19 protein-coding genes are annotated in these 23,831 nt (G+C 46.1%); 14 read left to right on the top strand and 5 right to left on the bottom strand.

The annotated features are described in order from the left end of the window. Positions 1-126 precede the first annotated feature (126 nt). The gene (locus tag Q9R46_RS25650) at positions 127-408 is read right to left on the bottom strand and encodes a hypothetical protein (protein WP_311282267.1); all 282 of its coding nucleotides are present in this window, start codon (positions 406-408) and stop codon (positions 127-129) included. An 83-nt stretch (positions 409-491) separates the two neighbouring features. Then, on the bottom strand, positions 492-1,484 hold the full coding sequence (locus Q9R46_RS25655; protein WP_311282300.1) for a quinone oxidoreductase family protein: 993 nt from the start codon (positions 1,482-1,484) through the stop codon (positions 492-494). A gap of 208 nt (positions 1,485-1,692) precedes the next feature. On the opposite strand from Q9R46_RS25655, the gene Q9R46_RS25660 reads away from it, so the two are divergent. Then, positions 1,693-2,553 carry a LysR family transcriptional regulator gene (locus Q9R46_RS25660; RefSeq protein ID WP_311282268.1) on the top strand — a complete coding sequence of 287 codons (861 nt, stop codon included), beginning with the start codon at positions 1,693-1,695 and terminating at the stop codon, positions 2,551-2,553. A gap of 15 nt (positions 2,554-2,568) precedes the next feature. Next, positions 2,569-3,669 (top strand): threonine aldolase family protein, encoded by a 1,101-nt coding sequence (locus tag Q9R46_RS25665; protein WP_311282269.1) that lies wholly within the window; start codon positions 2,569-2,571, stop codon positions 3,667-3,669. Positions 3,670-3,741: 72 nt separating this feature from the next. On the opposite strand, the gene Q9R46_RS25670 is transcribed toward Q9R46_RS25665, so the two are convergent. Then, positions 3,742-4,773 (bottom strand): PocR ligand-binding domain-containing protein, encoded by a 1,032-nt coding sequence (locus Q9R46_RS25670; RefSeq protein WP_311282270.1) that lies wholly within the window; start codon positions 4,771-4,773, stop codon positions 3,742-3,744. Between the two features lie 368 nt (positions 4,774-5,141). Here Q9R46_RS25670 and Q9R46_RS25675 point away from each other — a divergent pair, with 368 nt between their 5' ends. The 11 genes from Q9R46_RS25675 (at position 5,142) to Q9R46_RS25725 (ending at position 20,717) form a co-directional block, all read left to right on the top strand. After that, entirely contained in the window at positions 5,142-6,281 is a 1,140-nt protein-coding gene (locus Q9R46_RS25675; RefSeq protein WP_145332959.1) for a glycerol dehydrogenase, read from the top strand. Next, positions 6,282-8,051, top strand: coding sequence for a dihydroxyacetone kinase subunit DhaK (gene dhaK / locus Q9R46_RS25680; RefSeq protein ID WP_311282271.1), 1,770 nt, complete (start codon positions 6,282-6,284; stop codon positions 8,049-8,051). It begins immediately after the preceding gene. A gap of 529 nt (positions 8,052-8,580) precedes the next feature. Next, complete coding sequence (locus Q9R46_RS25685) at positions 8,581-10,728, top strand: hypothetical protein (RefSeq protein ID WP_311282272.1); 2,148 nt, start codon at positions 8,581-8,583, stop codon at positions 10,726-10,728. 478 nt (positions 10,729-11,206) lie between these two features. Beyond that, entirely contained in the window at positions 11,207-12,388 is a 1,182-nt protein-coding gene (locus Q9R46_RS25690; RefSeq protein WP_311282273.1) for an alanyl-tRNA editing protein, read from the top strand. 20 nt (positions 12,389-12,408) lie between these two features. Further along, positions 12,409-13,794 (top strand): DUF1963 domain-containing protein, encoded by a 1,386-nt coding sequence (locus tag Q9R46_RS25695; protein ID WP_311282274.1) that lies wholly within the window; start codon positions 12,409-12,411, stop codon positions 13,792-13,794. 154 nt (positions 13,795-13,948) lie between these two features. Beyond that, positions 13,949-14,407, top strand: coding sequence for a GNAT family N-acetyltransferase (locus Q9R46_RS25700; protein ID WP_311282275.1), 459 nt, complete (start codon positions 13,949-13,951; stop codon positions 14,405-14,407). A gap of 343 nt (positions 14,408-14,750) precedes the next feature. Continuing rightward, complete coding sequence (locus Q9R46_RS25705; protein ID WP_311282276.1) at positions 14,751-14,894, top strand: hypothetical protein; 144 nt, start codon at positions 14,751-14,753, stop codon at positions 14,892-14,894. Positions 14,895-15,028: 134 nt separating this feature from the next. Next, positions 15,029-16,387 (top strand): amino acid permease, encoded by a 1,359-nt coding sequence (locus Q9R46_RS25710; protein WP_311282277.1) that lies wholly within the window; start codon positions 15,029-15,031, stop codon positions 16,385-16,387. A 311-nt stretch (positions 16,388-16,698) separates the two neighbouring features. Further along, on the top strand, positions 16,699-18,141 hold the full coding sequence (locus tag Q9R46_RS25715; RefSeq protein ID WP_311282278.1) for a WXG100 family type VII secretion target: 1,443 nt from the start codon (positions 16,699-16,701) through the stop codon (positions 18,139-18,141). A gap of 15 nt (positions 18,142-18,156) precedes the next feature. Further along, positions 18,157-18,636, top strand: a complete 480-nt coding sequence (locus tag Q9R46_RS25720; protein ID WP_311282279.1) for a hypothetical protein — start codon at positions 18,157-18,159, stop codon at positions 18,634-18,636. Positions 18,637-18,962: 326 nt separating this feature from the next. After that, positions 18,963-20,717 carry a methyl-accepting chemotaxis protein gene (locus Q9R46_RS25725; protein ID WP_311282280.1) on the top strand — a complete coding sequence of 585 codons (1,755 nt, stop codon included), beginning with the start codon at positions 18,963-18,965 and terminating at the stop codon, positions 20,715-20,717. A gap of 104 nt (positions 20,718-20,821) precedes the next feature. Here Q9R46_RS25725 and Q9R46_RS25730 read toward each other — a convergent pair whose 3' ends face one another. Next, positions 20,822-21,727 (bottom strand): LysR family transcriptional regulator, encoded by a 906-nt coding sequence (locus Q9R46_RS25730; RefSeq protein WP_311282281.1) that lies wholly within the window; start codon positions 21,725-21,727, stop codon positions 20,822-20,824. 141 nt (positions 21,728-21,868) lie between these two features. On the opposite strand from Q9R46_RS25730, the gene Q9R46_RS25735 reads away from it, so the two are divergent. Continuing rightward, positions 21,869-22,912 carry a 2,3-butanediol dehydrogenase gene (locus tag Q9R46_RS25735; protein ID WP_311282282.1) on the top strand — a complete coding sequence of 348 codons (1,044 nt, stop codon included), beginning with the start codon at positions 21,869-21,871 and terminating at the stop codon, positions 22,910-22,912. A gap of 202 nt (positions 22,913-23,114) precedes the next feature. Here the strand turns inward: Q9R46_RS25735 and Q9R46_RS25740 are convergent, their stop codons facing one another. After that, the gene (locus Q9R46_RS25740) at positions 23,115-23,630 is read right to left on the bottom strand and encodes a GNAT family N-acetyltransferase (RefSeq protein WP_251507575.1); all 516 of its coding nucleotides are present in this window, start codon (positions 23,628-23,630) and stop codon (positions 23,115-23,117) included. Between the last annotated feature and the right edge of the window lie 201 nt (positions 23,631-23,831).

The following is a 23,831-nucleotide window of genomic DNA, read 5'->3' on the forward strand; positions in this document are numbered from 1 at the left end:
ACATTGAAAGCACAGATTGTTACATGAGCTTGTACCGAACATTATTATCCGCCCGCCAGGTTCGATAATCTTCTCGTATCTGGGAAAAGTGGTGGTGAAAGCCCGTTTAGTCTAACATAGCTCACTTCATGGATCATATTTTACGAAAATGGGTAGCATTTTTGGTGCTAATGTGAGATGTAGCGCATCTGACTTTTGAGTCTTATAAGAGATGATATAGTCCCCAAAGTGCGGCTCATATTCAAAGTGTTCAAATGTGATCGTTTGATCTGGATATTTGACAGCTACGTATAAGGTTGTAGCTCCTCTAGCCAGCAATTCCTTCACCAGAGGGATCTGAGCAGAGAGCAAAAATACAATCAGCACAATGATAGCGCGTTTCATGTAACGTTTAAGAAAACGAGTCAAAGACAAAACCCCCTATCTGAAGACCAGTCTAAGCATTAGTCTATCATTGATAAGGGGAAAGTTCATGGTAAAAAGGTCGTTGTTTAGTGCATCGTAATCGCGATATTGCCGAACTGCTCGCCTTTTTCCATCCGTTCAAACGCCTGTGCCGTATTTTGCAGTGGATAAGTGTTGTCTACAACGGGACGAATCTTATGTTTTTTTACCCAATCCAGCATCTGCACAAACTCCTCACGGCTGCCCATAGAAGTGCCGATCAAGCTGATCTGCGGAAAAAAGATCGAACGAATCGGCAGATGTAAATCATCGCCTGAACTTGCGCCAAACATCACGATCCGGCCGCCGGGTCTGATGACACTTTCGTATTTGGGAAACATCACGTGTCCAATGCTGTCCAGAATGATGTCTACAGGCTCGCCAGAATTCATCGTGTCATTCCAATCCGAATGACTATCCCAGGCTTGATCAGCCCCAAGACGCAATGCCTCCATTCGTTTAACCTCACTTCTGGAGGTTACGGTTACCTTGGCTCCTGCAGCTACAGCCATAAGCAGAGCATACGTAGCGACGCCACCTCCAATGCCAGGAATAAGGAGGTGATCACCTGCTTTCAGCCCCCCGCGAGTGAACAGCGCACGATACGCTGTCAGTGCTGAAAGAGACAATACACCAGCTTCAATCCAGGAGAGATGTTCAGGTTTGGGCAACACATTGCTGGCAGGTAGCGTAATATATTGCGCTAGTGTTCCATCCGAAGGGCCTCCGACGATACCGGGAACCACAGGCACTTCTGCGGTATATTCCCAGCCGAGCGTCGGGTGAATGATGACTTCTTGGCCTATGGAGATATGTTGCACGTCTTCGCCGACTTCTACCACAATGCCTGCCCCGTCCGATCCGGGAATAAGCGGAGTGTCTTGAGGCGTACGATCTGACATAATGAAGAGATCCCGGTGATTCAGTCCAGCTGCGCGAAGCTCTACGACTACTTGTCCGAGGCCTGCTTCAGGTGTTGGACAGGTTGAATATTGAAGACCTTCAAGGCCGGGTTGACCTGAATGTATGATTGCATTCATCGTTTTGGATACGTTCATGGATGTTACCTCCCTGTATAATATAGTTACTCTGTCATCGTTAGTGTTCTTGTAAAGTAGATAGATGACCCATTACGGAGTCATTGTACAGGTGAGATGGAAACACGTAAAATAAACAAAAATGAAGGTCAGTATCATGAATATTGATAGATAAGAAACGTTCACATAAAAACAAGCAGGTGAAAAGCAAATGGATGCAGGTGATTTGAAAATATTCCAGGCGGTTGCCCGCGAAGGCAGTATCAGCAAAGCCGCTATTGTACTTAATTATGTTCAGTCCAACGTAACCACACGGATCAAACAATTGGAAGATCAGCTTCAAGTGCCGTTATTTCATCGCTCTAATCGGGGGATGCTGCTCACTCCGGCAGGGGAGAACCTGCTGGGATACGCAGATCGAATATTGGAATTATTAGATGAAGCTGAGCAGGCCGCACAGGAAGGAAGTCCACCGACAGGAAACCTTCGTTTGGGTTCGATTGAGACTGCAGCCTCCCGTTTCCTGACACCGCTTCTGGCGGAGTACTGCGCATGTTATCCGAAGGTACGTTATTCCCTTGTCACTGGTGGCACACACGAGCTGAATCAGAAGGTTATCGCCCATGAGTTACATGGCGCTTTGGTGTATGGCCCGGTCAAACATGAGAAGCTGAATTATATAAAAATGTACGACGATGAACTGGTGCTCATTGTTAAACCGGGCGAACATGACATGTCAACACTGCTCAGCAAGCCGATGTTGTTTTTTGAGGTTGGATGCACGCACCGAGCTCAGGCGGAGGATTTTTGGAAAACCCAAGGGGTTCATTCATTAAAAATCATGCAATATGGGACACTCGATACCATTATTAATGGTGTTACTTCCGGGTTGGGCGTATCCTTGTTACCCCGTTCTTCGGTGGTTCAAGCGGCATCCAGAGGTGAGGTGCAGATTGTATCATTGCCTGACCCTTATTCTTGTCTGGAAGTAGGATTTGTTTATGCTCATGGTGAACATAGTTCTAATGCGCTCCAAGCTCTGGTGGAGATTATGACGGTACCGGAACAGTAAAAGGAGAGATTGATTTTGGCAAATAACAAATTAAAACTTGCCGACGCATTCGGTCAGGCGGCGTACATTGTATGCGGGCATGGCAGCCGCAAAGTGAAAGTGCTGCAGGAAGCGCTGGAACAGGTGGATGGAGAAACATTCAGTGACCACTACGGTCATGGTTCAATGATTGATGAGTTTCAACAGGAGATGGCAGATGTGCTAGGGAAGGAATCGGCGGTGTTTTTCCCAAGTGGTACGATGGCGCAACAGATTGCACTTCGCATCTGGTGTGACCGGGCAGGTATCAAGCGAGTTGCGTATCATCCGCTGTCTCACCTGGAGATTCATGAAGAAGATGGGCTAAAGGAGCTGCATCAGATCGAAAGCATTTTGCTGGGCGAGGCGGATCGTTTGATTACACTGGGCGATGTGAAAGCGATTAAGGAGAAATACGCCTGTTTGTTACTTGAACTACCGCAACGTGAGATTGGTGGGCAACTGCCGGCGTATGAGGAACTGGAAGCGATCTCGTCGTACTGCCGGGAGCAAGGGATTAAGTTGCATCTGGACGGAGCACGATTGTTTGAGATCACACCTTATTATGAGAAAACACCAGCGGAGATATGCAGTTTGTTTGATAGTGTGTACATCTCTTTTTACAAAGGCATTGGCGGCATTGCGGGAGCCATTCTTGCGGGGGATACAGACATCATGCAGGAATCCAAAGTGTGGAAACGGCGGCATGGCGGCGATCTGATCGGCCTGTATCCGTATATTCTCAGCTCCCGGTATTATTACCATGAACGTGTTGGCAAAATGGGACATTATTACGAGCAGGCCAAGGAGCTGGCCTCACTGTTCAATGCATGCCACGGGATTCGTACGGTTCCCGAAATCCCTGTATCCAATATGTTTCACGTTCACTTTGCACTCGCAGCTTCCGAGGTTGAGACCTTGCTCGTGCAGATGGCGCAGAAGTTTGATATCGCGGTTACATCCTATCTGAACAAAACCGGAGGCAACGGTTGCTCATTCGAAATGTCGACAGGGGATCGATACGATACGGTGCCGCAGGACAAGTTACGAGATGCACTGACTTGGCTGGACGGGGAGTTACAGAAACAGCTATCTTAAAGAGCCTGCCATCTGGGTGGAGGAGCAGATCGAAGGCTAAGCTGCTTGTCGATGTGATATGGACTGGCGCTTTCACTGCTCCTGAATATATTTACGATAGAGTGCAGGCGTGATTTCCTCGAACTTTTTAAATATTTTAATAAAATATCCCGATTCATTAAATCCCAGCTCATCGCTGATCTGTGAGACGGGCATGTCCGTGACCTCCAGCAGCTGCTTGGCCCACTTGATTTTGAGCTTCGCGAGATAGGTGGTGAAATTTTCACCTGTCTCCTTGGCAAATAACCTGCTGAAATAGCTTGGACTTAAGTGGCACAGGTCTGCTGCCTGTTTTAACGATACTTGTTCGCTCTTATGGCTATGGATATATTCAAAAGCAGGCTGGAGCACCGGATTAAGGCTCTCCGTATCACTGGGACTATTTTTGAGATAAGCATCCGCAATGGCATTGGTCATTTCCTTTTTGATCGACTCAATGTTGCGGATCGAATACCCCGGCAGGATGGTGGACAAGTTAACGGACTCCTGATTGCCAGAAGCCTTCTCGAACATTTCGACTAGAAGGTTTTTATTCAAAGCTTCCTCTACAATATAGTTGCACAGTAGCGACAACATATTCGAAATTTTTACAATCTCCTCATACGTCATGACGGGTAATTGGTCGTAATCTGCCTGCAACTCCTTCATTTTCGCGTCATGCATCGGTACGTTTTTGGACGTCACGATCTGCTCCAGATCGCTTCCCTTCTCGGGATCGGCCAATTTGACTTGTCCAGCCATCACCGCGCCAATATATTTGCCATCAATCGTAATTGGAATCGCAATATCAATGATATTGAAATGACAGAGATAAACGTAAGGTTCGTTAAGGCGAACAGCCTCCAGACCGCCGCGAGAGTCACATTTTTGACAATAAGGAAGAAGCTCGGGGTCTTTGCGAACGTTCTGGCAAAATGCCTGACAGCTGCTATGGCTTGTGACGGGAATGCCTTTATAATCGACGGTAAGAATGGCAAGTTTGGTGACGGTGGCAAGGGAATCCTGAAGGCGTTTCCACTTATCCAGATCGAGTATTTTATTGATGTGCAGATATTCTTTAATCATGTGAAAAACCTCCGTGGCAGACCGAATTCTTCGATCGGAGAGTCGTTAAAAAGTTGAAAGTTGTACATATTAAGACGTGAACAGGACGGGTAATGGAACATGGGAGGTCAAAATTCAACCATCTCATGACAATAACATACCACGATTACGCGAAAAAGCAAAAAATTACGATTGCAAATTATAATAATTTGTTATCAAAGTCCACTGTAAACCTCTTGCTTCTGCGTTATATTTAGGTCAATTGCAACAATTAAAATTTGATGTAACACGGAGCAAGGCATCTTAATCTCTGAATATCAGTCAAGAGGGACAAGCGTTGCACCGCAAAGACATTCTATTAAATCTACTTTTAGGAGGCATATCATATTATGAGAAAAGCATTTATCAGCCCAACCAAGTACGTGCAAGGCGAAGACGAATTGTTGAACCTGGGGTATTTCGTAAAATCCTTCGGAGATTCTGCATTGTTGATTGCTCATCCGGATGATGTACAACGTGTCAAAGCTAAACTGGATGCAACAGCAGAGAAATTCAACATCTCGTTTGTTGAAAGCGGTTTTAGAGGCGAATGCTCACGCGAGGAAGTCGCTCGTTTGCAAGAAATCGCGAAAGAGAAAGGCTGTACATGCACGATCGGTCTAGGCGGCGGTAAAGCCATTGATGCAGCAAAATGTGTAGCTGAAGGCGATGCACTGATTATCTGCCCAACGATTGCAGCAACAGATGCACCGACAAGTCACTCGGCAGTATTGTACACACCGGAAGGTTCTTTTGACGATTATGCATATTTCAAGCAAAGCCCAAGCGTGGTGCTTGTAGATACTACCGTTATCGCTAACGCACCAACACGGTTCCTCGTATCCGGTATGGGAGATGCATTGTCCACTTACTTTGAGGCAAGAGCGACATCCAAATCTTATTCCCGTGTGAATGCAAGTCTGCCGATGGGTTCCCGTGAAGGATACACACCTTCTGCTGTAGGAACCAATGCAGCGCTGGCGCTTGCTAAATTGTGTTACGAAATGTTGCTAACAGATGGCGCCAAAGCAAAAGTAGCGAGTGACAGCAACGTGGTAACTCAAGCCCTGGAAAACATCGTAGAAACCAACATCCTGTTGTCCGGTCTTGGATTCGAAAGCGGCGGTTTGGCTGCAGCACACGCGATCCACAATGGTCTGACGGTTCTGGAAGGCACACACCACTATTTCCACGGTGAAAAAGTGTCCTTCGGTACGATTGCACAGCTCGTTCTTGAAAATGCACCAACCGAAGAATTACACCAAGTGATGGATTTCTGTCTTTCCGTAGGATTGCCTGTAAGTCTTGCAGATATCGGCGTAGAAACCATTACACAAGAAGAATTGTTGAAAGTAGCAGAGATTGCGTGCATTCCAGAGGAATCCATCCACGCGATGCCATTCCCGATTACTGTTCCTGAAGTAGCCGCAGCGATTGCAGCAGCTGACCGAATCGGACGGGAGTACAAAGCACGCCAGGAGGCAAAATAAATGAAAAAAATCATCAACCAGGCTGAACATGTTGTCATGGAAATGTGCAACGGGATTGCGCTCGCGCACCCGGAGCTGGAATTCCTGAAAAAATATAAAGTGATCAAACGCAGAGAGATTCAAGCGGACAAAGTCAGCCTGATCAGCGGCGGCGGCAGCGGTCACGAGCCAGCACATGCTGGTTATGTCGGCAAAGGTATGCTGGATGCGGCGGTGTGCGGAGATGTATTTGCATCCCCTTCCCAAATCCAGGTATATCAAGCGATCAAAGCAACGGCAAGCAACAAAGGTACACTGCTTATCATCAAAAACTACAGCGGCGACATGATGAATTTCAAAAACGCAGCGCATCTGGCTGAAGAAGATGGCATCAACGTGCAATATGTACGTGTGGAAGATGACATTGCTGTGCAAGACAGCCTGTATACGGTAGGACGCCGTGGTGTGGCCGGAACGGTTCTGGTTCATAAAATTGCCGGCGCCGCAGCGGAAGAAGGACGTAGTCTGGAAGAAGTGAAATCCGTTGCGGAGAAAGCGGCACAGAACGTGCGCAGTATCGGTTTTGGATTCACTTCTTGTACGGTTCCTGCCAAGGGAACACCAACCTTCGAAATCGCGGAAGACGAGATGGAGTTCGGGGTAGGTATCCATGGTGAGCCAGGTATTCGCCGGGAGAAAATCGTCTCTGCAGATGAGCTTGCGGGACGTATGGTGTCCGCATTGCTCAAAGATATGAAGCTGGATCAAGACGCGTCTGCCGAGATTGCTGTGCTTGTGAACGGTTTTGGTGCGACACCTCTGCAAGAACTGTACTTGCTCAACAACTCGGTTCAACGTGAGCTTGCAGGACATGCAGGTCTTAACGTAGCGACGACATTTGTAGGCAACTACATGACCAGTATCGACATGGCGGGTGCATCGGTAACGATTCTGAAGCTGGATGATGAATTGAAAACCTTGTTGTTTAAGGAAAGCGACACACCTGCATTTAAAGTGTCTGGTCCTCCAATGGCACAAGTTGCTTACTCTGAAGCGCTCGAAGCAGTTGTGACGGAAGACGCTCCAGTATCCTACGAGGTGCAGACGAATGCATCAGCAGCTGTTGTTGAAAATAATCAGTTCTCGCTGGATAACATGGTTTACCTGATCGATAAAATGGGCGAGATCATCATTAAGAACGAAGTACCGTTCTGTGAACTCGATTCCCATGCCGGTGACGGCGACTTCGGGATGAGTGTAGCCAAAGGCTTCCGCCAATTGAAGCGTGAGTGGAACCACATCGTTAACGAAGAGAAAACAGATATCGGGTCATTCCTCGATGCGTGCTCCCTAGTGATCATGGAGTATTGCGGCGGAGCATCCGGCCCAATCTGGGGTTCGGCATTCCGTGCAGCGGGCAAAGCGGTAGGTGAGAAGCAACATTTGAATGTCGCTGAATTCGCAGAAATGATGCAGGCAGCGGTACAAGGCATTCAGGCAACAGGTGAGCGTTCCTTCGGACGCGGTGCGGTTGTAGGCGATAAAACACTGATCGACGCACTCGTTCCATGTGCAGATGCCTGGATACAAAGCGCGGAATCTGGCGATGACTTCAAGTCTGCATTTGCCAAAGGTGCGGCCGCAGCGGTTGAAGGCGCGAAGAAAACGGAAGACATCGTAGCGCGTATGGGACGTGCAGGTACGGTCGGTGACCGTAGCCTGGGATATCCGGATGCTGGCGCGTATGCGCTGGGTGTTATTTTCACTGAGCTGTCCGAGTCTTTGAAGTAAGAGAGAGTTCATTAAATTTGCTTGCATGACGATATAGATATACAGGGCTATACAGATATGAACTGACACAGGTGACGGCGCCGGAGTCCGGCGTCGTTATGTGTGCCTTTTTTAGGCCATATTGAGTCAATATTTACATGTACTCATTTACATCAAATTTAAATAGATTAATTTTGATTTATTGTTGGCGTCTACTGTTTACTGCATTATGACATGCTGTTTTCCTCATTTTATGAACGGAAGCGTACGCATAGTGATATCTATTTATCTATATAATTTGAACTAAAGATTTTACACAGTCCACTCCGATGACAGAAGAACCTTCCAATCGCTGTTATCCCCAGATTTTTTGGATTCCCTATTCCAAAGGGAAAAATCCGGTGATAAAGGCGAAACCTATGCTTCCGATGTAGCTTTCTTTCAGAAAGCTTTCAGCTTCGCTTTTCCAGGTTTTTTCTGTCCTCTCCGTTATTGTGTAAAAGAATAGTTCAAGTTATATCGCATTTTATATTGCTTAAAGGAGCCAACTATGAGAACAGTCACATCATTCTTGAAAAAACCGCAGGGGTTGCTGGTTTTATCACTCGTTCTAGTCATTTTCGGCAGCTTGTTTGCCGGCATGTTCAACACATCCTTCTATTCCGTCAAGGTTAAAGAGATCAAATTCCAGGCCGATCACGGAACGTTATCGGGTCTGCTGTACATGCCAAAAGGCGCGGGTGCCGATGACAAAAGACCGGTTATTATTACGACGCATGGTTATTTGAACACGAAAGAAATGCAGGATGCACCTGCCATTGAAATGTCCAGACGTGGTTACATCGTGCTGGCACTCGATATGTATGATCATGGGGATTCTCGCTGGAGTGCACCTATTCCGGTGAAAGATATGTTCGGTACGTTCTGGATCTATTCTCAATTTGATGCGGCTAAATATATCTATGATCAGGACTTCACGAAAAAGGATGACAAAGGTAACGCGTACGTTGCCGTTAGCGGTCACTCCATGGGCGGATTCTCGACACTGCTCTCCATGTACATGGACGAGATGACTTCACTGCAAACAGGACACCGTATGATCTATACAGGCATCTCTGTAGGCGCAGATTATTCGTATGCCGCTGCCGTGGCTCCGCAGGATCAGCTGCAAGCAGCTTTTGGAAGCCGTACAGTAGGAATGATTGCGGGTAAATATGACGAGTTTTTCTTCAATAAATCCGACGAAGAGAAAACAGCCGCTGAAAAAGAAATCAAAGGTACTGTAATGCGTAAGGATTTTGCCGCAACCATCTCAGGTAAAGCATTCCTTGGACTCGCGGCAGATGCACCTAGAGCGGAAACGGACAAATTCAGGGAAGTAAATTCCGGTGACTTGATGGTTGATGGCAAAGTGGTACGTCCTTCGCAAACGGGCGAGCACATCATGTTCACTCCGAATCAGACTCACCCGTGGAACCATTTCTCTCCAACAACAACGGGACATCTGATCGACTTTTACGCGCATGCTTTCAATGGGGTAACGTCACCGAACCAGACCAATGTGAATCTGGGATCGGGAAATCAGATCTGGTGGGCGAAGGAAGCCTTTAACTTTGTAGCCTTGATTGGCTTCTTTCTGATGATTGTACCGTTGATTACGTTGTTACTCAGACTGCCATTGCTTCGTAAAGCGGTTAGCAACGAGATCGCAACAGTTTCCGCTGCCGTAAGTGGCAAGCAAAAAACGATCTACTGGCTCGCGATTGCGTTCAGCACGCTGATTCCTGCTATTCTTTTTCCAACACTGATGGATAAATCAGCCGATGGACTGAACGTACTACGGATTATTGCTCTGATCTTGTTCATCGTAAGTGTGCTTGTTGCAGTCATTGGATTCGTCCTGGCTGGCAGCAAAAAGAATGATTATGCCGCAAGCCGCCGGATGAAAAACATGGGCGTAGGCAGTATATTGCTCGCCGTTGTATCTCTGGTAATGTGGATTGTATTCAACTATGCAAACAAAATTGTCGTTACAGCCACATACTTCAATGAACCAACAACGAACCAGATCGTATACTGGGCATTGGTATCGGCGTTGATTATGATTCTGGTGACCTTTGCATTCCACTATTTCTCCAAAAAGGATGCGGGCACTCGTTTCAGTGATTACGGTATTAGCTTGAATATCGGAACCATCATTGCCAGCCTTGTGACAGCTGTACTCGCGATTGTAATCGGGTATGCACTGTTGTTCGCGGTGCAGGCGATCTTCGGAACGGACTTCCGCATCTGGACATTTGCGGTACGTACGTTTGAACAGGCACATTTCGTTACTGCCTTGCGTTATGCTCCGCTCTTCCTGATCTATTACTTTGTAAGTGCTGTTGCACTGAACGCCAATACACGCGGCAAACGCGGCGGTATGTTCCTTGCGATTGTACTGAATGTCGGTGGACTGGTATTGTGGATGCTGGCACAGTATGGCAAAGACTTTATGACAGGTGTGGCGCTGTATCCAACTCAAGCACTGAACGGCATTCTGTTGTTCGCGCTGGTGCCATGTCTGATCATCGCTGCCGTATACGCACGCAAATTGTTTGAGAAAACAAACAATGTATGGCTCGCGGCATTTGTTAATACGTTGCTGTTTACGATGGTGACGGTGGCTAATACCGTTCTCTTCTGGAACTTGGTTTAATGTGAAAAAAGATATGGCGTGGCCGATGGATTACACTTGACCACTCCGATGACTGACTATGCTGGTTGCGGTAGACACACGGGAACGCCGCAGTCAGAAAACCTTTCGATCGCCCTTATCCCCCGATTATTTTGATTGATTCCCTGATGGGAACAATCCGGTGACAAATGCGAGCGCTCCGCTTCTCCAGGTCCTTTCTGTCTGCTTTGTTCTTGGTGTCTACAAGGGAGCATTCGTCTGCCATCTCCGTTTCGGTGTAATCAATCGGGGCGTCCATATCCAACTTTTTCAGATTAAACGTTGGATAAAGAATATAGATCGCTCTGTAGGCTGTAGCTTACAGAGCGGTCTTTTTATTTTGAGTAAAAAGTAGAGATCGGTGGAGATCAAGATGGCAATATTGGCGTTAGCTATGGGAAATAGTGTAATCTGAGAGTAGATGTAACATACTTGACCGAGAAGGGAACGAATCCATTCAATGACTCAAAAAATTTACTATGATGCTGCTTACACACGCGAGTGGCATACACATATTACCAATCGAGTGACGAAAGAAGATGGCGTATACGTGACGCTCGCCGAGACGGCATTTTATCCGCATGGAGGCGGACAACCGTGTGATCTGGGACAGATTGGCGGTGCCGCTGTTCTGGATGTGAACTTGGAAGACGGAGAAGTATGGCATAAGCTGGAGCGTTCCCCGGAGCAGGATGAAGTGCACTGTGAGCTGGATTGGGAACGAAGATTTGACCACATGCAGCAACATACGGGCCAGCATTTGTTATCGGCAATTACACTAAAACTGACGGATGCCCTGACACTCAGTTTTCACCTGGGCATGGACTACGCAACGATTGATGTGGCTACAGAGAGCCTCAGCCCGGAACAGCTGGCTGAAGTCGAGCAAGAGGTGAATCGGCAGATTGTTCGCAATGCTCCCGTTCGCGCTTCATGGGTTACCGCGGAAGAAGCCGCGCGATTGCCTTTAGTGAAGCAGCCCACGGTGAAGGAGGACATTCGCATCGTGGAGATCGAGGGTGTGGAGTACAATGCCTGCGGTGGTACACATGTGGCTGCCACAGGTGAGATCGGAATCATTAAACTGCTGAAAACGGAGAAGATCAAGAGCAACACACGAATTTATTTTAAATGCGGTACGAGAGCTTTGAACGAATTCACGGCAATTCAACAGGTGTTGAACGGCATTACGACCAAATTAAAGACAAGCCGTGACGAACTTTTGGAGCGTGTTGAGAAAATGGAACAGGAGCAGAAACAGCTGCAAAGCGAGCTGAATGCTGTGAAATCCACCAATGACGCTTACTACGCTCAGGAACTGCTAGCCGCACGGGAAGGACTGGTCATTGCCCGGATTTTCGAGGAGAAATCACTCAAGGACATGCAAAGCCTTGCTACCAAACTTACGGAAGAGCATGAAGGTTTGGTGCTATTTGCCAGCATCTCGGAAGCGAAGGTTGTACTGGCACAGAACGGACAGCCGCCGGAATGGGCGTGCGGGCCGTTTTTCAAAGGAAATCTCGGGGCTTACCAAGGCAAAGGCGGCGGCAGTGAGAAAATAGCTCAGGCAGGATTTGCGAGCAGTGAGGATGCGCTTGCGTTTTACGAATTCACCAAGGAGCAACTTGGCCACCATTCCTAAAGGTTGAAGGAGGCGGAAGCATGACAGAACGTATTCCGTGTGTACGCGAAGGATGCGACAACATGATTTTACCAGCAACAGCAGCTAAAACAGGTGGGTACTGTATGCCTTGCAAGCAGGAAATGGAACGAGAGGCACACCAGCGTTATATTGAAGCGAATCGGCGTGATGTCGATCTGTATGAGGGCATTACGGATGCGGTGCAGATTCTGAAAATCATGCATGAACCTCGGACATATAACGAACTTATTCGATATGTACCGTATAAATACTCCATGGAACAAGTGTATCTTTCCCTTTCGGAAGAGCAACAACATGAGATGAAGCGTTATGCCATGGCCTTGATCCGCTCAGATGACGAGGATGGCGGTAAAGATATCTTGCTGTATCTTGTTTGTTATCATGATCTGCCTCTGACAGCGGAAATTCCTGAACTTTTGGAGCGGGAGATTGTTTATCCAGCGGTTTTGTTCAAAAGCGCCTCTGGCGAGACGCGAGATCATCTGATTCAACAGGTGAACAACGATGGGGAGAATCGTAACCACTTTCTAATCATGCTGGCTTATATCGGTGACGAAGTGGTTGTACAACAGTTCTTACAGTGGAGGCAGGCTCCGCCCCTGTGGGCCAGCGAGCTGTATGTCGCACCTGAGTGTTACACGTTGCAGGCGGGTTGGGAGTTAACCGAAGATGGTCAACGCAGAGAATTGTTTATCACCCCGAGTTATTCATTGTATGAAGCAGAAGGCAGTGTAGGGGAAAACGAGGGCAAGAACCTTGATGGTGTTCCGATATCCTTGCTTGTGCCAAACTCCAATTTTTGTCCGTGGTGTGGTAGTTCATTGATCAGCTTAATGAATTTACATGTAAAACATCCTGCGCTTCAGTCAGTGGACTGGAAGTTTCCACAACTGGATGTGCAGACTTGCTTGGTGTGTAGCAGTTACAGTGTGGTTTACATGGAGATGGATGCAGAAGGGAATGCCATCTGGAGCAAGCATAATGTGAAGCCTGATGAATTGGGTGATATTGATGTGGAAGAGATGAGCGTAGATATTTTGGGAATTGGCTCAAGTGTTTTAGAGGTAGGTAGCTTTGCTGGCGCGGGAGAAAGGCTAGCAGGGATACAGCAACAGGTACAGCATCGTCTGTTTCATATTGCGACGGAATCGCGGCGGCCTTTTCATGGCAGTGAATGGGCCATGGAGCCCTCACTATCCCAGGTTGGAGGTCATCCTGGTTGGGTGCAGGACGCAGACTATCCTGCATGTCCGGCCTGCTCAGCTACGATGAAAGCAATCGGTCAGCTGGACGGTGAGATGATTCAGGAGAATGGCGAAGGTGTGTATTACATGTTTGCGTGTGAGCCGTGCCAAATGACAGCCGTATCGTATCAGCAATCATGATATTGTTATCAATCCTATCAAACCAATTTGCCTGGCTACTTTTCTAGCACCAACCTACTCTTGTCATAAAACCTGACATGGTTGTAAAATATAATTATCTATTAACTTCGTAGAGAATTAAACACATTACAAAATGTCGGCAGGAGTGGAAACGATGGAAATAAGAGTGGATGATTTGAGTGGGGATCAGGTAAAAGCGCTAATCGCGGAACATTTGATGGGCATGGCAGCGGATTCGCCGCCGGAAAGTATACATGCACTGAATCTGGATGGACTTAAAAAACCGGAGATCACGTTTTGGTGTGCATGGGAAGGCGATGAGTTACTTGGTTGCGGAGCCATGAAGGAACTGAACGCTGAACATGGTGAACTGAAATCAATGCGTACGGCTTCCGCTCATTTACGCAAAGGGGTAGCTCGCCATATGTTGGCTCATATTATTGAAGAGGCCACATCTCGCGGATATCAGCGAGTCAGTCTGGAAACGGGTTCGATGGATTCTTTTATTCCGGCACGCAAGTTGTATGAAGACTTTGGTTTTGAATATTGCGATCCGTTTGCTGATTATGTTCCAGACCCGAACAGTTCATTTATGACAAAAGTTATTAAATAACATTATAGATGACGAATCTAAACGAAAACAGCCAGTCTCTTTAGTATAGGGAGGCTGGTTTTTGACGTTTATTTATGTGTTGAAGTGTTTATGGATTTGAAGTAAAAATGAAACATTTGATACAGTTCATACAGCGCAAAAAGTGGTAAACTGAAATTCGGGAATTGAACGCTGTGACGCACCAAAGAATGGAGAGTGCAGGAGAATGCTCTACTAGTGGATTGAAGGAATGAACCCATTGTTCGTTGTATTCGTAATGTGTCCACTAATCGCTCTTATTCTGGGCGTCTGCTGGTACTCGATAAAATGGTGCAATAGGGTGATCGCATGGGGTGTATCTCTCTTGTTACCATTGCTGTATATAACCAGTGACTGGGGAACGTTCACTTCCAATCTGGATGCATGGCTGATGTACGGGGTGGGATATAGTTTGGTAACATGGGCAACATACCGATTACTTTGTACGCTTAAAGGGTATAAATCTTAGGCATGTCATATGTTTGGGATGAATTGGTCATACAGAATAGGTGGGCTGTTTCATCATGGTTAGGGTATACTGAATTTTATTACTCAAAAATAGACAAGGATTACAGACGTTTTTGTACCTCAGGAGGATTTCAATTGGCTCAGACTCAGACGGAAGAATCATTACAAAAAAAATTAAAACCTAGACACATCACCTTTATGGCGATGGGTGGTGTTATTGGGACAGGCATTTTTAAAGGCAGTGCAGGCACGATTGGACTTGCAGGCCCAGGTGTTATTGTAACGTACATTTTTGCCGGACTGTTGTTGCTTGTGGTTATGGCTGCGATGGCAGAGATGGCTACGGTGTACAAGAACAGAAATATGAAAGATTTTGTACAGGAAGCGTTCGGTAGCCGAGTTTCGTTTATTATGGGATGGATGTACTGCTTCTTGTGGTTATCGGTATGTGTCATCGAGGTTATTGCTGCGGGCAGTTTCCTGCAATATTGGTTCGCGGACGTACCACTATGGATGCTAAGTCTGGCGTGTGCGGCGTTCATTATATTGGTGAATTTACTCAGCGTGGGTGTGTTCGGTGAGTTTGAGTTTTGGCTGGCCGGGATCAAAATTGCGATGATTATTATTTTTATCGTGCTCGGGGCAGGGCTGATCTTTGGTATTATTCCAAGTGACAACACACCATATTTACAAAACTACACGCAGGCGGGTGGGTTCTTCCCGAACGGATGGACATCGATCTTCTCTGCACTGCTTGTGGTTATGTTCTCGTATGGAGGATCGGAGCTGATCGGCCTGACCTTGACGGAAACGGAAAATGCGGAGAAAGTGATGCCCAAGATCGTGGGCAATTTCATGTTCAGAATCATTTTGTTCTTCACGTTGCCGATTCTGATTATCTGTGGTCTGATTCCTTGGAACGAGATTGGGCCGGAAAGCAGCCCGTTTGTACAGGTACTGGCATCAACTGGCCTGCCGGGTGCTGCACATATTATGAACTTTATATTGGTGACGGCGGTGCTGTCCGCAGCGAACTCGGGTATCTACGGGGCATCCCGCATGATGCATTCTATGGCCGTCGGCGGGGAGGCGCCTAAAGCACTCGCCAAAACCAACCGCAACGGTAGCCCCATTAATACGTTGATGGTGTGTACCGTTGTTCTGATGGCAGGTTCCTTGTTAGGACTGTTTGCCCAAGATCAGCTGTTTAGAGTGTTACTTGCTGTTCCGGGATTTGTCGTGATTCTGGTCTGGATCTGCATCGCGGCTTCTCAGCTTAAATTGCGTAAAAAGTATCCGGTGCAGCCTACATTCAAGGTTTGGGGATTTCCTTACATCACCGGAGCTGTTGTCTTGATCCTCAGCGTCATTGCTCTGATGTTTGTGTTTGATGAAGGCAACCGGTTCAGTATTAGCATCTGTCTCGGTGTACTTGCATTGCTCACGATCTGGTCTTTGATTCGATTCCGCAAGATGAATAACAAATCAGCTTAAAGAGGCTAAGTAAAAACAAGGTACAGATGATCTCACATTGTTGAGATGTCTGTACCTTTTATCTTATATGACAATAGTAAGTTTTGAATCGGTGCAGTGGGGGACATCTAGGTCGCAAAGACTGTTACAAATAGGGCGTACTGGGGGTAATAGGAACTAAAAGATTAAGACAGCAGTCTCTACGAAAAGAATTTCAATCCAGTTATACTGAAATCCCAAGTGCTGGTGGATGAACTGGCATATATGAGAAACAGAATTTTCGTATAACAACGAAATACATAATTAGAACGATATCGATAACGAGGTACACTATGACAACGATTAAAGTAACCCCGGAACAGCTATTGTCCGTTTCGAAACAGTTCGCTACAGCCCAAAGTCAGATTGCTCAGATGAATTACGTCTTGAAACAACAGCTATTCGAAATTGAGAGGCAGTGGAACGGGAGTACCAAGGAACGATTTTATGCTGATTTCATCGCGGCGCAACGAGTGATGGACAACTTCAGTTCACTATCCCTCTCGATTGCCAAAACGCTTGAAGGACATGCGGAGAAGTTCAGACTGGCGGATCAGCAGACTACGCAATCCTATGATGCCAATTGTATGCCGCCTCCACCGGATGAATGCCGGGCTCCCACTGTAGACAATCGTAATGCTTTTCAAAAATCGGTGGATAGTTTGAAAGAACTCGGTACTGGTTTTATGCAGGCTGCAGATGACCGCTACCAGAAGCGTTACGACAGTGTCGGTGGATTTCTGGACTATTGGACGTTTGGTATCCCAAGTGGTCTGGTGGAAGGTTACATGGATAGAGCGGATAAAGCCTTTAATTCTGCCAATGATACAGCCAATTGGCTGACATTTGGCATCCATGGTACAATCCGTGAAGCGATATTCCCCTCGAATGCCTGGTCCAGCGAGCATTGGGCCAATATGATGGGCATGGGAGGCATGATGGTCGGCGGTGGCCTCACTGCCAAGATGATCAAACCGCATAATTTACTGACATCGTCAGGAGGCGGTACTAAGGTTAGTGTTTTGAACCAACGGCCGGGAACTGGCCAGATGACGGGCGGTTTTAACGGATTTAAAGACCCGCGTCTTCAAGTGATGGACAATATTGCGGAGAGTAAAAAGGCCCGGGAATCCTCTAAGTTCTCTGAATTTGTGGAGAAGGAAAAGGAGATTGGTAAGGGAACAGGGAGTACTGGCTATATATTAGATCCTGTTCAAATGAGAAAATATATAATTGTACCAGAAGATGGATTCCAAGCTCTTCTTGAGAGAAAATACATCGAAATTAGAAAATCAGGTGTTGAGGATATTGGAGTAGTAGCGAAGAATACAAATTTAACAGAGGAACAGATTTTAAGGATGAAAAAACATCTGTTCTTAGACAGAAAACAATTATCTGTATCTGGTAAACCATATGAGGAGTTGTACTTTCAGGCAGACGCAGATATTGCTTACGCATGGCAGAAGGCTCAAAAGAACGCACTAACTGAAAAGGAAATAGAATGGTTTGAAAAACTTGCCAATCATGAGCTTAAAGAAAAGCAATATATGGATGGCGGTATGCCCTTAAGAGATCCGTCTACATGGAATAATGACACAAAAAGATTTGATCCCGATCCTTTAAAAAATGCACACGATAAGGCAAATATAACAGATCCCAATCCAACAGCATCCTTCCCAGGTTATGATTCTGGTTCAGATTTTATTAAACATATGGATGATGTGATTGATTATTAAATATGAGGTGAGAGCATGTATCTTAAACAAGCAATTGCAAGGATAAATAATATTGATTGGAGCTTGGTGGGCGGTATTGCTTCTAAAGTGGAGGCTGACTTGGCGTGTGAATTCCTGCGAAGATTGGCCTGTTTTTTCAAAGAAGAAGGGATCAGACCGATAAAACCTTTAGTTGCTGACATAGCAAAATTACTAGGTGATACTGAAGAAGTTGAGGTATCGGATTATTGCAATTCAGAAGTTGTTGAGTTTTTAGGAGAAAATATATATGTGAAAAATATTATTCAATATTATTTACATCTTGCTAAGTATGCTGAAGAACGCCCAGAAACATATAGACATTTGAATGTATATGAACCTTTGATTAAAATTCTTGAAAGGAAGGGGCTGTTTGTTCTTAGAATAAATGCTTTGGATATTGTGAACGGATCACATATCCCTTTAGAAGACTGGTATGAAAATTTTGTGAATATGAACTCCCTTGAAATAGATTAGTTAGGGGAGTTTACTGTTTGATTACAGAAACGACCCCAAAGTACAATCCGATAAAAATGATAGAATCTTAAAGAAAACCTCCAACTACTATGTTGGAGGTTTTCTTTGCCTAAAATCCTCTGAAACACCGCGCTTCATAAGCCTTTTAAAGTTACCACTACCAAAACTAGCACATCAATGATAGCGTTTTTATATAAATCCAATATTTTCTTGCGTATTTCGACATATTCATATACTATTTTCCCATACTTAGTGCTTCAAACATATGTTTTTTGGGTACGGCCTAGTCAAAAAGGCTTGGGTTCGTGGGGAGGAAGAGGGAGCAAATGATCGGTTTTTTCAGGAAACGTCTGGTTGTGCGCATTGCGGCTATTGTTACACTGGTCATTACGATTATAGCAGCGGGAAGTATGTTGACGCAGATCGCTAATGTGAAACTGGCTGCGCAGGGGGCTATCAAGAGTTACAATATTCAGATTGCCGAGAGTTATGTGGAACAGCTGGATACAGCAGCATATGTGGAGTTTGCCAAGGACCCTAAGGAAAATGGGGAGTATCTAAGCATTCGGGATGAATTGGACGATTTCCGAGAGCGTATTGGTGCCATGTATGTGTATTTCGTCAAAATAGATGATAAAGGAACTCCGCTTATTATGGTGGATGGTATGAAGGATCCGGATAAAGCTTCAGCAATCAACGAAGTAACAGACATTCCGGCAGATGCGGTACAGAAGTTGCTGCAAGGGGAAACAGCAAGTTCGCCGATTATAAATAACCCGGAGTATGGTAATTATATTTCTTCCTATGCTCCTATACTGGATAGCAACGGTGCTCTTGCAGGTGTAATTGGTATTGATACAGGGATATCTGTTATCGAAGGTATTGCAACCGATATTTTGAAATCAAGTCTTCCGTTGTATGTGATCCTGCTGGTCGCTACACTGGTGGGTATTGCTATAGTGATGTGGTTTATCGTTAGGGGACTGCGCCCTCTACATCCGCTGAAATCGAGTGTGGAAAAGATGGCACAGGGCGAGCTAGCCGAAGCTAATCGTATTTTGACAGCATATCGTCTAAAGAGCAAAGATGAGATCGGAACAACGTATCAGGCAATGATACATATGTCTGGGAATTTAAATAAAATCGTAAGTGATATGGTTGGAGGGGTAGCTTCAACAACCGAATTGTTATCCGAATCCACGAAAGAGTTTAATCGGAGTACCGAAGAGATGCTTGCCATGAGCAAAACAGTGGATCGTGCTGTCGAGGAGATCCAACAAGGTGCACACACGCAGAAGCAAAGCGCAAGTGACAGTGCACATGCCATGGAGGAGATTGCAAAAGGCATTAACGATATATCTGAATCCTCCAATGTAGTGTCAGATGCAGCAACAGCGGCGCTAGCTACGGCGGAATCTGGGCAGCAACGCATGACCGTGATGAAGAAACAGATGGAAAACATCTCTGCGGTATCTGGAGAGGTTACGACGATGGTGAAGGTGTTAAACAACTATTCAGCTGAAATCGGTGGTGCGCTGCATACGGTGCGTGACTTTGCAAGTCAAACCAAACTGCTCGCGCTAAATGCTTCCATTGAAGCTGCGCATGCGGGGGAGCATGGAAAGGGTTTTGCGGTTGTGGCAGAAGAGGTGAGGAAACTTGCCGAAGCCTCCAGTTCGTCTATGGAACGAATCTCGGATTTATTACTTCGTATTGAACAGGAATCACAGCAGATTGGTTCCCGAATGGGGGTTACTGCACAGGAAATTGGTCAGGGTGTCATATTTACAACAGAAGCGGAGCAGGCATTCTCACAAGTTGTGGGCGCGTTCCAATTGGTTACCCAGCGCATTCAGGAGGTTTCTGCTGCGGCTGAAGAAATTACGGCCGGATCGGAAGAGGCGGCAGCTTCGGTCAACACCATTTCGCAGATTTCTGCAGGCGTGTCAGATCACTCGGATGAGATTTATCGTTTGATGCAGGATCAATCGGTGATGTTCCGTAAGGTGGCCGAAACGTCTACGATGCTGGAACAGCAGACGAATGAGATGAGTGAAGCGGTGAAAAAGGTAAAGGTGTAAGTGAAGCGGCAACTAAATTAAGAGGAAATGAGTAAAGTGCTTCGCCACATGGCGAAGCGCTTTTTTTTGCTAGGGACATATAACCTATCTATATGAACAGCAGATCATAGATGACCGAGTTCTATCGCTTGTTTGAAGCGCCGGGCAAATTGTTCTGCCGCAACTGCAGCCTCCCTGAATTCCGTCTGCACGAAGCCGATCTGCATCTTAGGTTGCTGAATCTCGGTAATCTCCACCATCTTAAGTAATCCTTCCTTCCAAAGCGGATGTTGATGAAAGGAAAAATCATGCCCAATAGTCGCGGCAATATTATTGGTTAACACGGTGCTGATGGCCTCCGAATTATTGGTCTTGAATAAGATGGATAAAGGCCCATATTCGTAGGTGAATTCTTGCAGAAAATCCTCTATGAAACCGTCCCGATATAACGCAAGGTTATAGTCTTTTAGTTGCTCAGGCGTCACACGTGTGTGCTTGGCCAGTTCAGACAGTTGATGGGTGCATACAACAAGCTTGCTTGAATACATCGGTGTAAAATGCAACCCATCCAATTCGCGCAGCTGTTTTGCGTATATGGCGATAAAGCCCAGATGAGTTTTATTGCTCCGAATGTCCTCAATGATTTCCATTGAACCCTTCTCTTCAATTGATAACCTCAATTGTGGATGATCCCGTTTCATATCGGCAACCGATTGCACCAGGTAAGGCATAACACTCGGGAAAGTAGCTACGTGAAGATCACCGGTTAGCGTAGATGTCGTTGCATTTAGCGATTTTAATTCATCGATTCGCTGTAAAATGTCCAGTGCTTTGGCAATAAATTGTTTACCCTCCGGTGTGGGATGAGCGCCCTGTCTGGATCGCTCGAATAGAACCAACCCCAACTCTTTTTCCAGGCGTTGAACCGATTGACTGATCGCAGATTGCGTGACATGAAGATGCTCTGATGCGGCAGAGAATGATTGCGTTTTGGCGATTTCAACAACGTATTCAAGCTGTTCCAGATTCATGCGACCATCCCTTTTAATATTAGTATAAGTAATGTTAACATAAGTATCTATAAATATGAATAATGAGTGAACAGGGATATAATATATAGACAAGCAGGACAATCTTTTATTAACAGTTTAGATAAAAAGGGGATGTACAGGATGAAGGCAGCAGTCTGGTATGGTCATAAAGACGTGCGTGTGGAAGATCGTGAGGTTCCTGTTGCGAAGTCAGGACAGGTTCAGATCAAAGTGGAGTATGCCGGAATCTGTGGCAGTGACTTACACGCGTATCATCATGGTGTAGGTATTCAAGAGGGAGAGAATCATCCGCTTTCAGGACAAAAAGCGCCGCTGACACTGGGGCATGAGTTTGCAGGAACAGTAAGTGCTCTAGGTAATCATGTAAGCGGTATCAGTGTGGGTGATCGCGTGGTGGTAGAACCTCTCTACCATTGTGGAACGTGTGAGTACTGTATTCAAGGTAGATACAATCAGTGTACTCAATTTGGTTTTGTCGGATTGAACGGGGATGGCGGTTTTGCCGAATATGTAGTCGTGGAAGCGTATATGGTGCATCCGATCCCGGATCAAGTATCCTTTGAAGAAGGGGCACTTGTTGAACCAACTGCGGTTGCTTTTCATGCCGTACGTCACAGCAAGCTGAAAGTGGGAAATAAGGTTGCTGTATACGGAGCTGGGCCGATTGGTTTGCTGACTATCTTGTCAGCCAAAGCAGCTGGGGCATCTGAAGTGTACGCTGTCGATGTATTCGAAGATCGTCTGGAACTGGCGGCTAAACTTGGCGCAATTCCGGTAAATAGCAGTAAGGTGGATGCAACACAGGTCATTACGCAGCAATCGGGTGGAATCGATGTCGCGTACGAAGCAGCTGGCGTGCAACCGACGATGGACAGTGCTGTGTCCGTGATTAAAAAAGGTGGAGAAGTTGTGGTGATCGCCGCAATTCCGAACCCGCTTCACGTAAACTTCTTCGACATGCTGGTAAAAGAAGCGAATCTGACGGCTACACTAGCGTACCGACACATCTTCCCTGAGGTCATCTCACTCATTGCAGAAGGCGCACTCGATGTGAAACAGGTAATCACCAAAAAAATTAAGCTGCATGATGTTGTGCAGGACGGGCTTGAACTGTTGATGAGCGACAAGAGCCATGCGAAGATTCTGATTGAGATTGGCGGTTAAGCTCAGGTTCAAGATGCTACTCTTGTAACGTTATGATATCAGGTTTAAACGAGAGGGCTGTTCCACTTGTCATCTACAGATGGCAGGAGGAACAGCCCTTTGTTTTATGTTTATGGGATAAAGAGACATAACATTCTCCAGAATGCAAGATTACTTTTGACAAGCCTAGTAATTCCGCACTACGATGTCGTCCTTTAAGCCCTTATCTTATCTCGTAACGATAGCAGATTGCCTGCCCACCGCCCGCTACGGAACTGAACTCCGGATCTTCGATAAAGCCAAAACGTTCATATAACCGGATAGCATTGACCATCTGACCACCGGTATAGAGATAAACTGCGTTTTTGCCCAGCTCCTTCGTGGATTCCACACACCGCTGAAGCAGCTCGCGCGCAATGCCATGTCCTCTCCACTCGGGATCAACACCTAGCAGACGGACAAATGGATAATCAATCGGCAGTTCAAAATTGGGATAGGCTTTATGTGCCGTTTCAAACAACTGAACGGTACCGACAATCCGATCTTCGATCTTGGCTACCCATAATTCAGTCAAATATGGATTGTCCACAGATTCGCGGATATCTTTCAAGTAGGCTTCCCAACGATCCGATTGCTCAAAAGAACTCTGGTATTCCGCGTAACTGGCAACCAGAATGTCAACAATCTCAGCATGTTCAGCTGGGGAAGCGGGATGAATCGTTATGGCAGCCGTCGTCATGTTTAAATTCTCCTTTTCTTATGAGTAAAGTAGGGAATAGTATTTCCTTGCATTATAACACAGGGGATTCAATCCTCTATATTAGAATCTTCTATAAGAGATTTCAACATTTCTATATCTTTAAGAAAAAAATCTAACGATCACCAGAGACGCTATTTGCCGCTTTTTAAGCGGTAAGAAATTCTAACGATCACCATGGAG

The organism is Paenibacillus sp. RRE4 (assembly GCF_031844205.1).
Classification (GTDB): Bacteria; Bacillota; Bacilli; order Paenibacillales; family Paenibacillaceae; genus Paenibacillus; species Paenibacillus xylanexedens_B.